Here is a 16898-nt window from a genome sequence, read left to right on the forward strand (position 1 = left end):
CTCTATATGATTTTAATATCGTTGTAAATTTTGCATCGCTAAAAAAGGAATCTTAATACGTAATCCTATTTTATCAATTGTAGATTGATCTAAAAGGTTTTCTAAATAAGAACGCCTTGAATTTACCATTACCAAAAAGTCTATTTCATTACTCTTAATAAATAGGTTTATAGCATGGGTAAGGTCTTCTGCTGCCTCTTGATGAAATTTCAATTCTGCATGAGATAATGATTCTTTTAAGAAATACTTATTATCTTCTTGCCTGATAGAAAGCTTCTCAAAATCAGATATATAAAAAAAATTAATAACAGATCTAAAACTTTTAGTTAATGTACTAAACAATTTTAGTTCTCTTCGTTTAAATGGTAATTGATAATTTGTAGGAAATAAAATATTTTTTGGCGGATTATAACTACAATCACTTGGGATTACCAACAAAGGGCATTTTACATATTTAAGCACTTGTAAGGTATTGCTTCCAAAAGTAAGTTTTCGATCATCAGTTTCTCCTCGTGTACCCATAACCAGAATATCTATATTTTCTTTATCAACTAAGTCATTAGCCTCATCAATTAAACTTCCAAACATCGGTAGTAATTTAAACTCATGTTGAGGATTAGGTGAAATACTTTTTATTTCTGAAAACACCTTCTCTAGGGCCAAATCAGAGTTTTTATGTATTTTTTCTTTTAGCTCATTAAAAATTTTACGGGAAACCAAAGTATTATGATTGTATACCTCATCGGCATAAGCATGTAGAATAAAAAAATCGCACCGTTCATATTTAAAAAATTCAACAGCATATCGTAAAGCATTCATGGCATTTTCTGAAAAATCTGTGGGAATCAATATTTTCCTCATCGCTTACTTTTTTTTTGATATGTTACACTCAAAACTAGATAATTACAACTACCTAAACTATGATTTTTATCAGTTGAATAATCATGACATTTATCATATTATATAAAGGCTTACTTTTTCATATTTGTAGCAAATAAATTCTATGTCAGAGCATACTTGTTTTCACTGTGGAGATGATTGCAGTAAAACGGTAATCAAATTTGATCAAAAAACATTCTGCTGTAATGGGTGCAAAACTGTATTTGAAATTTTTTCGACTCATGATTTATCCTGTTATTATGATTTACAATCTGCTCCTGGCGCCATTCCTGAAGAAATTCAAGGAAAATACGATTATCTCGATACTGCTTCTATTGCTGAGAAATTAATAGAATTTAATGATGGTAACACTCAGATCATCACACTGTATATTCCGCATATGCATTGTAGTTCCTGTATTTGGATATTAGAAAACCTACATAAGCTTCAACCAGCAATTACAGCATCTCAAGTTAATTTCCCTAAAAAAACAGTTCGTATTACTTTTAATAGTGATCGTATTTCACTTAAAACAGTGGTCATTTTACTTAATTCTATAGGCTATGAACCCTATATTAGTTTGGATGACTACACCACAGGGAAGACACAAATAAATCGAAGCTTGATTTATAAACTTGGTATTGCAGGTTTTGCTTTTGGAAATGTGATGTTCTTATCGTTTCCAGAATATTTTGAAGTATCAGAATACTGGTTAGAACAATACAAACACCTTTTCCGTTGGTTGATGTTTGCTTTTTCATTACCCGTAGTTTTTTATGCTGCTCAGGATTACTTTATTTCTGCCTACAAGGGATTACGATCCAAAATATTAAATATAGATATTCCGATTGCTTTAGGGATTCTGGTTCTTTTTCTAAGAAGTACTACAGAGATTATTTTTGATTGGGGAACCGGTTTTTTTGATAGCCTTACCGGACTGGTATTTTTTCTGTTACTAGGAAAATTCTTCCAGCAAAAAACCTATTCTTTTTTATCCTTCGAAAGAGATTATAAATCTTATTTCCCCATTGCAGTAACAAAAATTGCTGTTGCAAAACACAAAAAAGTAAGAAAAGAAGAGAATATACAAGTCTATGATATTAAAAAAGGAGATCGACTATTGATCAGAAATGGAGAGTTAATTCCGGTAGATGCAATTCTTATCGAAGGCGATGCCCAAATTGACTATAGCTTTGTAACTGGTGAAAGTGAATCGGTCACTAAGCAATCAGGTGATACACTTTTTGCAGGAGGCAGACAACTTTATGGAGCTATAGAAATTGAAGTTTTAAAATCTGTAGAACAAAGCTATCTTACACAATTATGGAGTAATGATGTGTTTAATAAAGATAAAACTGCTTCATTTACTAATCTTACCGATACGATAAGTAAATATTTTACCATTACAATCTTATGTATCGCTGTACTCGCTACTTCTTTTTGGCTATTTGTTGATCCCTCAAAAGCAGCACAAGTATTCACCGCAGTACTTATTATTGCTTGCCCTTGTGCATTAGCTTTAGCAAGACCTTTTGCCTTGGGTAACATCCTTCGCATCTTCGGAAAAACCAAATTCTATCTCAAAAATGCAGATGTTATAGAACGATTAGCCAGAGTAGATACCATGATTTTTGACAAAACTGGTACCATAACTACCACAATTACAAGCGAAGTTACTTATGAAGGAATGATACTAACGCCAGAGGAAGAATCCCTGCTCAAAAACACCTTACGGGCATCAAATCATCCACTTAGCAGAACACTTTATGATATATTAGCAGAACACGATATTCTAACCTTAGACGAATATCATGAACATATTGGAAAAGGAATTGAAGGTAAATTAAAGGAAGATACTATCAAGATAGGATCAGCAAATTTTGTGGGAAATAACATCAATCCTGAAATCATAAATACTGCAGTTCATATTAGTACAAATGAACAATATAAAGGTCGTTACATTTTTCACAATCAATATAGAAAAGGAGTAAAAAAGGTATTTAATCAATTATATAAGGATTATAAACTCGCTATTTTATCAGGTGATAATGAAGGAGAAAAAGAATATTTAAAACAATTACTCCCAGAAAACACGTCTTTATTTTTTGATCAAAAACCAGATGATAAATTAAATTATATTAAATCACTACAGAAGCACGATCAAAATGTTATCATGGTTGGTGATGGATTAAACGATGCAGGAGCTTTAGCCCAAAGTGATGTAGGTATTGCTGTTTCAGAAAATGTAAATGTGTTTTCTCCAGCCTGTGATGCAATTCTTGATGCTTCAAAATTTGATACCATATCCTCTTATCTTAACATATCTAAAAAAGCGATTACAATTATTAAATCAAGTTTTGCCCTATCGTTTTTATACAATATTATAGGCCTGTATTTTGCTGTTACCGGTCAACTTTCTCCTGTGATAGCAGCAATACTAATGCCATTAAGTTCTATCTCAATTGTTGCATATGTTACTGTGCTTACAAACTGGTCTGGAAGAAAATTAAAATCAAAATAATGATGAATGCTTCTGATGACCATAACCCAACCCAACATTTTCAACAATGGTTTCATGAGGTAGATAAAGCTCATCCCGAGGATGAAGCTAATGCAATGTTACTCTCCACCATCGGCGTAGATGGTTTTCCCAAAAGTAGAATTGTATTATTAAAACGCTTCACCTGGGAGGGTTTTATCTTTTTCACAAATTATAATAGTGAAAAAGGAAAGGCCATAGCACAAAACAACAAGGTTTCTATTGCTTTTAATTGGACAGCAGCAAAAAAGAAAGTCTTAATTTCGGGAACAGCAGAAAAAATTGCCAAAAACTTATCTGAAGGGTATTTCGAATCACGACCAGAAGGCAGTAAATTAGGAGCTTGGGCTTCTGATCAAAGTAAAGTAGTTTCTTCACGAAAAGTGCTCGAAAATCAATTAAAACACTACGAAACCAAATTCAAAAATCAGACTATTCCAAGACCAGAGCATTGGGGAGGATATATGATTAAGCCCAATAGATTTGAATTTATAGAACATAATCAGATAGAAAAGCATACTCGCACCATAACATATAAACTTCTGCCAGATTATAACTGGCTCAAGGATACAGGATACACTCATGAATAGATAATAATATTCATTCATCATAATTATATTAGAAATATAAACTCCCGAGTGTTTCACTCTAATTTCTAAAAATTTTGATTACTTGATAATTATTTTAGTAAATATCCATTACTAAAACTGATTTTTCCTAACAAGATATTATTTACATAAAACCATCCGTAATTAACATTTTTTTCACATATGAGTTTAGTTCACTGCACATTAGGTCTGTCTTCAAAAAAGAGAAGGGTTTATTCCTGAATTCTATTCTTATTTAGATTCAATTAATATATTGGCTTTATGATAATTATCATGCTTTAAGATCCCATTAGAGAATAGTTTTATCCGTATATTATAAGGTGAAAAAAGACATCTAACTATTTGTTTATTTTATAATCTGAGAAAAATAAATAGCTTACTCAGAGTATTATTAAAAAATGAGAATGATGATTGATTTTGCGCCTTTTATTTAGTCAATTTTTACATTAAAAATATTAAACCTGATTGATATCATTGCACGCAATAATTAATGAACCAATATTTACCGGAGTTAATTTATAATCAAATCTTACTATGAAACTCGTTAAACTTAGTACTCTCATTTTTTTCACATTATTCATCACAAATATTAATGCTCAATTAAAAATCGATGCCGAAGTACGACCTCGATTCGAGTACAGACATGGATTTAAAACTCTTTTCCCAGATGATGCAGACCCCGCAACATTTGTATCTCAGCGCACACGATTAAATGCTGGATATAAAATGGAAAAATTAAACTTTTATTTAAGTCTGCAAGATGTAAGAGTCTGGGGAGATGTACCCCAACTCAATACAGCAGACAAAAATGGTTTTAGTCTTCATCAAGCTTGGGGAGAAATTCTTTTTAATCCCAATATATCATTAAAACTAGGACGTCAGGAAATTGCATATGACGATCAGCGTATTTTTGGGAACGTAGGTTGGGCACAGCAAGCCAGAAGTCATGATGCTGCACTTATAAAATATAATAAAGACAGCTTCAAATTCGATCTAGGTTTTGCATTTAACCGGGGAGAAGAATCTCTAACAGAACATACACTTACAACACCGAATACGTATAAAAGTATTCAATACCTATGGTTACATAAAGATTGGGAGAGTTTTTCGGGAAGCTTCCTTTTTCTTAACAATGGATTACAGTTTACAGATCCAGATAATTCTAATAATAATGAAAGCAGATATAGTCAAACTGTAGGAACTCATTTAAAATACAAAAAAGGAAAATTTGGCCTTGTATCTAATCTTTATTATCAATTTGGAAATGATCTGGGTGATAATGACCTAAGTGCATATTTATTAGGTCTAGAGGCAGACTATAAATTATCAGAACAATGGAAAGTATTACTTGGTGGAGAACTACAAAGTGGTAACGATAATGGAGCACCTGCTAATGGAGATAATGAAGCCTTTACTCCTTTTTATGGTACCAATCACAAGTTTAATGGATTAATGGATTATTTCTATGTTGGAAATCATATCGGAAATGTTGGACTAATCGACTTGTATCTAAAAGCTAATGTAAAATTCAGTCAAAAATCTACATTAAATGTAGCTGCACATAATTTTATGGCAGCAGCAGATTTGCCTACAGATGAAAAACAACTGGGTACAGAAATAGATCTTGTGTTTTCATATAATTTACAAAAGAATGTAACCATCAAAGCTGGATATTCTCATCTCTTTGCTTCAGACGGAATGGAGACACTGAAAAACAATTTTGATGGCAATACCAATAATTGGGGATGGGTCATGGTGACAATTAAACCAACTCTATTTACAACCAATAAATAATAAAACTATGCCAATTAAGAGTTATTTAGCACATCCGAAAAAAGGAGAAAAAAATGAACTTATCAATGCACTATCTTCACTAGAGCACTGTGAAGTCATGCCAGCCAATAATAAGGATGTACTCATCTTAATTACAGAAACTGAAAATGAAAATGAAGAAGCTATTCTAAAAGAAAAACTAGACACTATAGAAAGCCTAAAACTATTAGCTATGGTTTCTGGATTTAATACACCACAAAACAATTAGTATTATGTATACCTCTCTCACTAACAGAAGAAAATTCATAAAAAAGATGGCTATGTTGTCTGCGATGACTGCTGCAGCAACTATGTTTCCGGGAATCTTATTTGCAGACGAACAGGAAAAAGGATTGCCAAGCGGTGATATCGATTGGAAAAAGGCTCCATGTAGATTTTGTGGTGTAGGATGCGGAGTGCTTATAGGAACCGAAAACGGAAAAGCCGTAGCCGTAAAAGGAGATCCTAAGAGTAGTGTTAATAAAGGACTACTTTGTGTAAAGGGATACCACCAAATCATGTGTATTCAATCAAAAGATAGATTAACTCATGCATTGGTAAAGAAAAACGGTCAGTACGTTAAAACTCCAATCAATGAAGCTTTGGACATTGTTGCCAATAAAATGAAGGAGACTATTCAAAAGCATGGCAAAGATAGTGTAGCGATGTACACTTCTGGTCAATCCACAATTCCGGAAGGATATGTTGCTTCAAAATTAATGAAAGGTGCAATCGGTACAAATAACTTAGATTGTAATGCCCGTTTATGTATGGCAAGTGCAGTAACAGGTTTTTTAACCTCCTTTGGTGCTGATGAACCTATGGGCTGTTATGAGGATATCGACCATGCAGACTATTTCATTACATGGGGTAATAATATGGCAGAGATGCACCCGGTATTATTCTCCAGAATGCTCGAACAAAAAAACAGAAGAGGTGCTAAGATTATTGATTTTGCTACACGTACAACACGTTCTAGTACTGCATCTGATAAATCTATATTATTTGAGCCTCAAACCGACTTAGCCGTTGCCAATGCAATTTGTTATGAAATTATTAATAATGGATGGGTAAACAGATCTTTTGTAGAAAAACATTGCAACTTTAGCAAAGGGCTAACCAATATGGGATATGGTCTGGAAGATAATTACAAATTTAAAGACAAACCACAAAAAATAGATTTTGAAGCTTATAAAAAATTCTTAAACGATTATACTCCAGAAAAGGTAGCTAAGTATTCAAAAGTATCTGCAAAAGATATTAAATATTTAGCCTCTATATACGGAGATCCAAATAAAAAGGTGGTTTCTTATTGGTGTATGGGGATGAACCAACATACAAGAGGGACCTGGATGAATAACTTAGTTTATAACATTCATTTACTTACCGGAAAAATTTCACAACCAGGGAATGGACCATTTTCATTAACAGGGCAGCCATCTGCCTGTGGTACTGCAAGAGAAGTAGGTACTTTTACTCATAAGTTGCCTAAAGGAGTTGTAATGAATGAAAAACATAGACGCTTGGCAGCAAAAATATGGAAAGTGCCTTATGAGAATATTCCTTCTAAACCAACATATCATGCTACAGAAATGTTTAGAGCTGTTGATCGTGGGGATATTAAATTTATTTGGACGCAAGTAACTAATCCACTGGTTTCATTACCAAAAACAGGTAGATATCGCCCAGGTATGGAAAAAGACTCTTGTTTTGTTGTAGTTTCTGATGTTTTTCCTACGCCAACATCTGATGTAGCAGACGTAATTTTACCAGCATCATGGCATATAGAAAAAAGCGGATTGTATGGAAACTCTGAACGAAGAACACAACACTGGGATAAAATGGTAGATGGTCCCGGAGAAACAACTCCAGATGCATGGATGACAATTGAAGTTGCTAAACGTTTGGGGTATGGTGATTTATTTCCGTATAGTGAAGAAAATCACGTTGAAGAAATTTATAATGAATATAGACAGTTTCATGAAGGAGCAAAACATGGAATGGCACCTTTGGAAGTTCTTAAGAAAGAATCCGGAGCAATATGGCCCTATGTAAACGGAAAATCTACACAATGGCGCTTTAATGCAAAATATGATCCGGCTTGTTCTAACGGTGAAGATTTTCATTTTTATGGAAAACCAGACGGAAAAGCAGTCATATGGCAACGTCCTTATGAACCGGCAGCAGAATCTCCCGATGCAGCATACCCTTTTTGGTTAAATACCGGAAGAGTTATCGAGCATTGGCATACAGGTTCTATGACACGTAGAATCCCTGTATTACATAAAGCGATGCCAAGTGCCTATGTAGAATTTCACCCAGAAGATGCAAAAGCATTAGGAATTAGAGATGGCGAAAATATAAAAGTAACATCACGTAGAGGTTCATGTATATTACCCGCATCGATAAACAAAAGAGGATTACCTACCAAAGGTCAGGTCTTTGTCCCTTTCTTCGATGAAAACATGCTAATTAATGACGTTACTTTGGATGCTTTCTGCCCAATTTCTAAAGAACCTGATTATAAAAAATGTGCTGTTAAAGTTGAAAAAGCATAGGTTATGAAAAAGAGACTCGGAATCATATCACTTTTTTTATTGTTGTTCATAGCCTTTATCACTATCTGGAATTATAGTTATCAAGAAGGTTTGGAAGAAAGTTATATCCCTATTGAGGGAAATTCAACAGATACATTCATCCCGTCAGAGAGCGGTGTGTTCAAGCGTTCTGGATTGGCATTAGAATATGCAAATATGCCCGTTGATGAAGAACATCAAAGATCATTAGACACTTATTATGATAATAGAGCATATCCTGGAGCGCCACCCAGTATCCCGCATCCTGTAAAGGAAGAAATGAGTTTAGGAGCAAATACCTGTTTGCAATGTCATGAAAACGGAGGTTTTGTACAAAAGTTCAATGCATATGCACCAGTTACACCACATCCAAAAATGGTTAATTGCAGGCAATGCCATGTAGTACAAAAGACTGAAACTCTCTTTACTGAAAATAGTTTTGCAAAGGCTTATGCTCCAAAAGTTGGGATAAATAATGCTTTACCCGGGAGTCCACCAATGATCCCGCATCAAATACAGATGAGAGAAAATTGCTTGTCTTGCCATGCTGGACCTGCAGCTCCAAAAGAGATAAGAGTATCTCATCCAGAGCGTATAAATTGTAGGCAATGTCATGTTCCTAGAGATAAAGCAGTAACTGATATTGAAGTTTTCACCAGAGCTAATATTACTGAAAATGAATAGATATAATAACATACATATTCTGATGTATACTTTCCTTGCCGTCATATTATTTTCATGTAAACACGGAGAAGGTGAATACCATAATATTACGGATAAAATAGAGGCCAAGAGTAAAAATTATCACGGTACCTCTATTTCCTCAGAACAGTATTTAGAAGGTATTAAAACAATCAAAATTACAGAAGGAGCACATACATTTTTGATTCCTGAACGTAAAAGTGAAATCAAATCATACGCCTGTACCGAATGTCATACCAAACCACTAGAAGAATTAAAAAGTAAAGATCCTTCAAAAAAAGCACATTGGGATATTAAGCTGGCTCATGCAGATTTAAATACTATGAACTGCATTACTTGTCATAATGGTAATGATATGGACAACTTAACTAGTTTAACAGGCACAAGCATTGATTTTAATAGAAGTTATAAATTATGTAGCCAATGCCACAGTAAACAGTTTAAAGATTGGAAAGGTGGTGCACATGGCAAAAAGCTAGGAGGATGGGCTCCTCCCAGAGCATCAATGACCTGTGTAAATTGCCACAACCCACACAATCCAGGTTTTGAAACCAGGTGGCCTGCCGGGTATAATACTCAAAAAGTAAAAGAACGAGAATAGTTTAGCTATCACACTTTCATGTAATACCTCTTAACAATTTAACAATGAGCGACAATACTAAAAAATGGTTTTCTCTAAACCTAAATAGCAAAAAGAAACAAAATACGGGTTCTTGTGGTTGTGGAAAAACATCTGGCGGATGCGGCTCTCATACTAAAGATCAAATTAGTGATAAGGAATTTGATGCTGCCGTAGATGCTGCTATTGGCGATGAACGCAAAAAAGATGGTTTTGACCAAGTTTTTGATGTACAAATGGATCGCCGAACTGCTTTTAGGAAACTAACCGCTAGTTTGGTTATCGGAGCCGGAGCAGTAAGTACGTCTTGTAATCTGACTACTGGAGAAGAAACCAAAGAAAAAGCACAAATCGATTGGGAAGAACAATTTAAGGGTAACTATAAATTAATGACCGATGATGAAAAGAAAGCTACAGTCGACCGATTAGTTCGTTCCTATCAATTGCGAAAAGGGGAAAATATTGATATGTCTTCTAAAAATGCTGAGAAAGATGTGCTGTTTGGATATGCTTTTAATATCTCTAAATGTCAAGGCTACATGGATTGTGTAAGTGCTTGCGTTGAAGAAAATAATCAGGATCGAAATTCGCAGATGGAATATATTCGGATTCATGAAATGAAAGATGGTAAAGGTCTTAAGTTTGATGAAGCCGATGACAATTATTACCATGAAGTCCCGGCAGAAGGTCATTTTTATATGGGAACACAATGTTTTCATTGTGATAATCCCCCATGTGTAGAAGTTTGCCCTGTACAAGCTACATGGCGTGAAGAAGATGGATTAGTAGTCGTAGATTATGACTGGTGCGTTGGTTGTAGATATTGTATGGCTGCCTGTCCTTATGACGGACGGCGATTTAACTGGAGTACTCCCGAAGTTCCCGAAAATGAAATTAACAAAAATCAACATTACCTGGGGAATCGTATGCGTAAAAAAGGAGTAATGGAAAAATGTACTTTCTGTGTGCAGCGTTCACGGGCTGGTAAAAATCCTGCTTGTGTAGAGGCTTGTCCAACAGGAGCACGAATTTTCGGAAATTTATTAGATCCCGAAAGTACAATACGATGGGTACTCAATAATAAAAAAGTGTTTAGACTAAAAGAAGATCTTGGGACAGAACCTAAGTTCTGGTATTTTATGGATTAATAAAATTGCGTGAGGGATTGAAACGGCATCCTTTTCTGTCACTTCGAGATGTCACTCTGAGCTTGTCGAAGAACGAGAAGTAGGTAAGAAAAGATATAGTGAAAAGCCCGACCCTATGGGCACGCCAAAAAAACAACACATGAAACGACTTAAAGTTTTTGGAAGTTTAGTTAAAGATAGCCTAGATACTACTACTCAAGGCTCAAAAAAATACCACATCTGGATGGCATTTTTGACTTTTGTCATGCTCATTGGTATGTACTGTTATTCTTTACAAATAGAACACGGTCTAAGTGTCACAGGAATGACCGATAGAGTAAGCTGGGGGCTGTATATTTCTAATTTTACATTTCTTGTTGGTGTTGCTGCAGCTGCAGTAATGCTCGTTATGCCGACTTACGTATTAAAAGATATTGATTTTAAACAAGCCGTACTTATTGGTGAGGGACTAGCCGTAGCAGCATTGATTATGTGTTTAGCGTTTGTTGTAGCAGATATGGGTGGACCATCTGTATTGTGGCATATGATACCGGGAATCGGAGTCTTTAATTTTCCCGCTTCAATGTTAACCTGGGATGTTATTGTGCTTAACGGATATTTATTTTTAAACATCTCGATCCCGTTTTACATTTTGTTCACACGTTATCAGGGAAAAGTGCCTAATCCAAAAATCTATGTGCCGGGAGCAATTTTATCTGTATTTTGGGCAGTAGCTATTCATTTGGTAACTGCATTTCTATATCAAGGCTTACAAGCTCGTCCTTTTTGGAACAATGCATTATTAGGCCCTCGATTTTTGGCATCAGCATTTGCCGCCGGACCCGCCTTGATTATTCTTGTTCTGGCAATCATCAGAACATTTACCGAATTTAAAATAGAAGATAAAACGATCAAAAAAATTGGTATGATCGTTACTGTAGCGGCTCAAATCAACCTGATCATGTTAATATCGGAGTTGTTTAAAGAATTTTATGCTCCAACACACCATAGTGAAAGCGCATATTACTTATTCTTTGGCCTACAAGGTAAAACAGCGTTGTTACCGTGGATATGGACAGCGATTCCTTTAAATGTCTTAGCAACCGTATTGCTAACTTTTGGTAAGCTACGCAACAATTTAAAAGTGTTATATTTCTGTTGCTTTATTCTCTTTATAGCAATTTGGATAGAAAAAGGATTTGGTTTGATTGTTCCTGGTTTTATCCCTGGACCTTATGGAAAAATTTCGGAATACACTCCCACGGGAATAGAAATTGGAGTAACTCTGGGTATTTGGGCTTTAGGAGCCTTCGTTTTTACTATACTGGCAAAAACTGCCATCAAGATAGAAACAGGAAAATTACAGTTTAGAAAAAAATAAATGAAGGCCGAATTTTAATTAAAATTCGGCCTTTTAGTATCTAATAATTCTTAACTTAATGTGCGTAGCGCTTAACTCCCGTGAACAAAGTGTCTTCATAATTATAAAGCTTTGGTGCACAATCCAAAAACATATTTTGTTTTTGTGTTGCTGTTTTTAGTTGTTTTCTAATATTTCGTAAAGTTCTCATGATGATTAGTTTTTGATCCCAAGGTATTGGGATAGATTGATAAATATGAATTATCTGTATCGCCTTTTCGAATTCCAGGTATATCCAATAGGAGCATTTAATTTTCTAGTGATTCTGTTACTGTCTATAGTTCTCATAATTTCTCTTTTTTGATTGATGTATAAATTGTTAATTTTTTAATTGTTGTACCTAAAATTATCTGTAACGTCTTTTTGAGTTCCAAGTATATCCAATAGGAGCATTTAATTTTCTAGTGATTCTGTTACTGTCTATAGTTCTCATAATTTCTCTTTTTTGATTGATGTATAAATTGTTAATTTTTTAATTGTTGTACCTAAAATTATCTGTAACGTCTTTTTGAGTTCCAAGTATATCCAATAGGAGCATTTAATTTTCTAGTGATTCTGTTACTGTCTATAGTTCTCATAATTTCTCTTTTTTGATTGATGTATAAATTGTTAGTTTTTTAATTGTTGTACCTAAAATTATCTGTAACGTCTTTTTGAATTCCAAGTATATCCGATAGGAGCATTTAATTTTCTAATGATTCTGTTACTGTCTATAGTTCTCATAATTTCTGTTTTTTGATTGGTTTATAAATTGTTGTTGTTTTTAATTGTTGTACTTAAAATTATCTGTAACGTCTTTTTGAATTCCAAACATAACCTTTGGTCGTAATTAATTTTTTAGTGATTTGATTGTTGTCTAAAGTTCTCATAATTTCTGTTTTTATAATTGATGTATACCTACTAGACGTCGATAAATCATTTTTGTTACAGTACTATGTATAAAAAGGTACTATTTTAACAATTATTAACATTATACGCCTATAAAAGGTCAATAAATTAGATATTCTTGCTAAGAATGGGCTTAATTAATAAAACCTGATAAATGTCATTTTTTTAGAAAATGTTCACGCATACTTTTGACTCATAATCAAAAGTAAGCATGGGTGTAATCTATATACTCTTAACGATTAGTATTATCGTTGCCATCGTCTTTTTTATTAGCTTTATTATATCGGTCAGAAATGGTCAATATGATGATGTCTATACTCCTTCTGTTAGGATGCTTTTTGATGATGAACTTATAAAAGAAAGCAAAGAAAAATCTTCAGAATCCACTAAAACTAAACAATCATAATATGGAAATGGAACAATTCTATTACGATAATAAAATCGTAAAAAAATTCTTATATGCCACTCTACTCTGGGGTGTTGTTGGGATGTCTGTAGGCTTGCTACTGGCGTTTCTATTTTTATTCCCTAATCTAACAGATGGAATCTCATGGTTAAGCTTTGGGAGATTAAGACCATTGCATACCAATGCTGTTATTTTTGCATTTGTTGGTAACGCCATATTTGCAGGAGTGTACTACTCTACTCAACGTTTGTTAAAAACCCGTATGTTTAATGATACACTTAGTAACGTTAACTTTTGGGCGTGGCAATTGATCATTGTTGGTGCGGCTATTACACTTCCGTTAGGATATACCTCTTCAAAAGAATATGCCGAGTTAGAATGGCCTTTTGATATTGCAATTGCTATTGTTTGGGTAGCCTTTGGGTGGAATCTAATTGGAACCATTTTAAAAAGAAGACAACGCCATATGTATGTTGCTATATGGTTTTATCTGGCGACTTTTGTTACAGTAGCTGTTCTCCATATTTTTAATAGTCTTGCATTACCCGTAAGTGCTTTAAAAAGTTATTCGGTATATGCAGGTGTTCAGGATGCTTTAGTACAATGGTGGTATGGTCATAATGCGGTTGCATTCTTTCTTACTACTCCTTTCTTAGGCTTGATGTACTACTTTATTCCAAAAGCTGCAAATAGGCCAGTCTATTCATATCGATTATCTATTGTTCACTTTTGGTCTTTAATATTTATCTATATATGGGCAGGACCTCATCACCTTTTATATTCATCTTTACCGGATTGGGCACAGAATCTTGGTGTAGCATTCTCTGTTATGTTAATTGCTCCATCCTGGGGAGGTATGATTAATGGGTTACTAACATTGAGAGGTGCCTGGGATAAGGTACGTACCGATCCTGTATTAAAATTTATGGTAGTTGCCATTACTGGTTATGGTATGGCCACTTTTGAAGGACCTATGTTATCCTTAAAGAATGTAAACGCCATTGCGCATTTTAGTGATTGGATTATTGCACACGTTCATGTTGGTGCATTAGCCTGGAATGGATTTTTAACCTTCGGGATGGCCTATTGGTTAATTCCGAGACTGTTCAAAACTAAATTATGGTCAACAGGATTGGCTAATGCTCACTTCTGGATTGGTACTCTGGGGATCATTATGTATGCATTACCTATGTATGTTGCCGGATTTGTACAAGCTTCTATGTGGAAACAATTTAATCCAGATGGAACACTTACTTACGGTAATTTCTTAGAAACTGTAAATGAAATCATCCCAATGTACTGGATGCGTGCTATCGGTGGTAGTTTATTCATCTTCGGAATGTTTATCATGATATATAACGTAATTAAAACTATAAGAAATGGTAGTACCGTTACAGATGAACTTGCAGAAGCTGCTCCACTTACCAAAGTGACCAAACATAGAACCGTTAAAGAAGGATATCATACCTGGTTAGAGAGAAGACCTGTGAAACTAACCATCTTTGCAACCATAGCAATCTTAATTGGTGGGATCGTACAAATAGTTCCTACGCTAATGGTAAAATCTAATATACCAACGATTACCAGCGTAAAACCATATACTCCTCTTGAGTTAGAAGGAAGAGACATTTATATTAGAGAAAGTTGTGTGTCTTGTCATTCGCAAATGATCAGACCTTTCCGTAGTGAAGTAGAGCGATATGGAGAATATTCTAAAGCAGGTGAATATGTCTATGATCATCCTTTCTTATGGGGAAGTAAGCGTACGGGACCAGATTTAATGCGAATTGGAGGGAAATATTCTGATAACTGGCACTTAAATCACTTTTATGATCCACAAACAACCTCATCTGGATCTATTATGCCAAGTTATAAGTGGCTGATCAAAAACAAGCTTGATCGATCTAATACAGAAACCAAAATGAATGCTATGGTAACTCTTGGTGTTCCTTATACTCCCGAAGAAATTACCAGAGCACAGCAATGGATGGATGAGCAAGCAACTACTATAGAGAAAAACTTGTATACCGATCCCGATTTTGTAAAAACCTACGAAGCTGATAAAAAATATGCACAGGAAAACGGATTGGATTTCATCGAAATGCGAGATAGAGAAGTTGTAGCCTTAATTGCCTACATACAACGGTTAGGAACCGATATAAAAGTTAAAAACGAAGAAACTGTAGTTCAAAATAAAGAATAAACGTCATGCTAAAATTTATAAAAGGCCATATGGAAAGTATTGAGGGCATTGAAATCTACCCTATGATTTCGTTACTTATCTTTTTCATCTTCTTTGCCGCATTATTCTGGTGGGTTTTCACCGCAAAAAAAGAACATATAAAAGAAGTTAGTCAAATTCCATTAGAAACTGAAAACGAAAACGTGTTATGAGAAGTACTGCATCCTATATAAGAATTATAGCTTTTCTATTCATAGCATATCTATTAATAGAAGTAACTGTAGAATCAGGAGAACAATCTGCATTTATAACACAACCCCTTACCTGGTTGGTATTAGGAATGGTTCTGCTATTTATCATAGCAATAGAAATTAGTTTAGAAGCATTAAGAAGTATCCTGTTTCGTTCCTTAAAACCCGATGCACAAGAGCGTTATCTTCTGGCAGAAAAAGCTAAAAAAGAAAAGCAATTTAGATGGTTTAAAAACATCTATTTAAAGCTCCTCGACAGTAAACCAGTAGAAAGTGAAGAAGAAATCATTTTGGATCACAACTATGATGGGATTAAAGAGCTCGATAATAATTTACCACCATGGTGGGTCTATATGTTTTATGCTACAATTATATTTGGTATAGCCTATTTAGTTCGTTTTCATGTATTTAATGAATATACCCAGGCAGAAGAATATGAAACCGAAGTAGCCGAAGCTAAAATTGCAATCGAAAAATACAAAAAAACGGCCAAAGATTTGGTTGATGTAAACACTGTTACATTACTAACAGATGCTTCTGATATCAATGCAGGTAAAGCCGTTTATACAACCAATTGTGTTGCCTGTCATAAGGCAGATGGTGGTGGCGGTATTGGACCAAATCTTACTGATGAACATTGGATTCTGGGAGGAGGTATCAAAAATGTGTTTAGAACAATTTCTGAAGGAGGTCGAGATGGAAAAGGAATGGTTGCCTGGAAACAAACTCTAAAACCTGTTGAAATGGCGCAAGTGGCGAGTTACATTATCACATTAGTAGGTACAACTCCAGCCGAACCAAAAGAAGCACAAGGAGAAATTTGGACTGACCCCGATGCACAGAAATAAAAAAGTAGAAGGAAGAAATTCCTGAATCTGTTTCGAATTTA

The 16898-nt window shown here is 34.5% G+C and carries 15 protein-coding genes; 13 read left to right on the forward strand and 2 right to left on the reverse strand.

Features of this window, described 5'->3' with window-relative positions; all coding sequences use genetic code 11:
• Positions 1-12 precede the first annotated feature (12 nt).
• On the reverse strand, positions 13-861 hold the full coding sequence (locus Z054_RS0100485; protein ID WP_024768140.1) for a universal stress protein: 849 nt from the start codon (positions 859-861) through the stop codon (positions 13-15).
• A 142-nt stretch (positions 862-1003) separates the two neighbouring features.
• On the opposite strand from Z054_RS0100485, the gene Z054_RS0100490 reads away from it, so the two are divergent.
• From Z054_RS0100490 to dsrP, 9 genes are all read left to right on the forward strand, one after another.
• Positions 1004-3400 (forward strand): heavy metal translocating P-type ATPase, encoded by a 2397-nt coding sequence (locus Z054_RS0100490; RefSeq protein WP_024768141.1) that lies wholly within the window; start codon positions 1004-1006, stop codon positions 3398-3400.
• Positions 3400-4008, forward strand: a complete 609-nt coding sequence (pdxH, locus tag Z054_RS0100495; protein WP_024768142.1) for a pyridoxamine 5'-phosphate oxidase — start codon at positions 3400-3402, stop codon at positions 4006-4008. The genes Z054_RS0100490 and pdxH overlap by 1 nt, the downstream gene beginning before the upstream one ends.
• A 552-nt stretch (positions 4009-4560) precedes the next feature.
• Entirely contained in the window at positions 4561-5820 is a 1260-nt protein-coding gene (locus Z054_RS0100500) for an alginate export family protein (RefSeq protein WP_024768143.1), read from the forward strand.
• 7 nt (positions 5821-5827) lie between these two features.
• A complete protein-coding gene (locus tag Z054_RS0100505) occupies positions 5828-6067 on the forward strand; it encodes a hypothetical protein (RefSeq protein ID WP_024768144.1) in 240 nt (79 codons plus the stop codon).
• A 4-nt stretch (positions 6068-6071) separates the two neighbouring features.
• Complete coding sequence (locus Z054_RS0100510; RefSeq protein ID WP_024768145.1) at positions 6072-8396, forward strand: molybdopterin-dependent oxidoreductase; 2325 nt, start codon at positions 6072-6074, stop codon at positions 8394-8396.
• Positions 8397-8399: 3 nt separating this feature from the next.
• Positions 8400-9098 (forward strand): nitrate reductase cytochrome c-type subunit, encoded by a 699-nt coding sequence (locus tag Z054_RS0100515; RefSeq protein ID WP_024768146.1) that lies wholly within the window; start codon positions 8400-8402, stop codon positions 9096-9098.
• Positions 9091-9717: a cytochrome c3 family protein gene (locus tag Z054_RS0100520; RefSeq protein WP_024768147.1), complete on the forward strand. Its 627-nt coding sequence runs from the start codon at positions 9091-9093 to the stop codon at positions 9715-9717. Before Z054_RS0100515 ends, Z054_RS0100520 begins: the two co-directional genes overlap by 8 nt.
• A gap of 44 nt (positions 9718-9761) precedes the next feature.
• Positions 9762-10883, forward strand: coding sequence for a 4Fe-4S dicluster domain-containing protein (locus Z054_RS0100525; RefSeq protein ID WP_024768148.1), 1122 nt, complete (start codon positions 9762-9764; stop codon positions 10881-10883).
• A 139-nt stretch (positions 10884-11022) separates the two neighbouring features.
• Positions 11023-12243, forward strand: a complete 1221-nt coding sequence (gene dsrP / locus Z054_RS0100530; RefSeq protein WP_024768149.1) for a sulfate reduction electron transfer complex DsrMKJOP subunit DsrP — start codon at positions 11023-11025, stop codon at positions 12241-12243.
• Between the two features lie 55 nt (positions 12244-12298).
• Here the strand turns inward: dsrP and Z054_RS32565 are convergent, their stop codons facing one another.
• Entirely contained in the window at positions 12299-12433 is a 135-nt protein-coding gene (locus Z054_RS32565) for a hypothetical protein (protein WP_262482407.1), read from the reverse strand.
• A 948-nt stretch (positions 12434-13381) separates the two neighbouring features.
• On the opposite strand from Z054_RS32565, the gene ccoS reads away from it, so the two are divergent.
• From ccoS to Z054_RS0100550, 4 genes are read left to right on the forward strand one after another with little or no spacing between them, the layout of a single operon-like run.
• Positions 13382-13576, forward strand: coding sequence for a cbb3-type cytochrome oxidase assembly protein CcoS (gene ccoS / locus Z054_RS0100535; RefSeq protein WP_024768150.1), 195 nt, complete (start codon positions 13382-13384; stop codon positions 13574-13576).
• A 1-nt stretch (position 13577) separates the two neighbouring features.
• The gene (gene ccoN, locus Z054_RS0100540) at positions 13578-15779 is read left to right on the forward strand and encodes a cytochrome-c oxidase, cbb3-type subunit I (protein WP_024768151.1); all 2202 of its coding nucleotides are present in this window, start codon (positions 13578-13580) and stop codon (positions 15777-15779) included.
• 5 nt (positions 15780-15784) lie between these two features.
• On the forward strand, positions 15785-15970 hold the full coding sequence (locus Z054_RS0100545; protein ID WP_024768152.1) for a CcoQ/FixQ family Cbb3-type cytochrome c oxidase assembly chaperone: 186 nt from the start codon (positions 15785-15787) through the stop codon (positions 15968-15970).
• A complete protein-coding gene (locus tag Z054_RS0100550) occupies positions 15967-16857 on the forward strand; it encodes a cbb3-type cytochrome c oxidase N-terminal domain-containing protein (protein WP_024768153.1) in 891 nt (296 codons plus the stop codon). Before Z054_RS0100545 ends, Z054_RS0100550 begins: the two co-directional genes overlap by 4 nt.
• Positions 16858-16898: the final 41 nt, after the last annotated feature.

It is taken from the genome of Aquimarina macrocephali JAMB N27 (assembly GCF_000520995.1).
GTDB lineage: Bacteria > Bacteroidota > Bacteroidia > Flavobacteriales > Flavobacteriaceae > Aquimarina > Aquimarina macrocephali.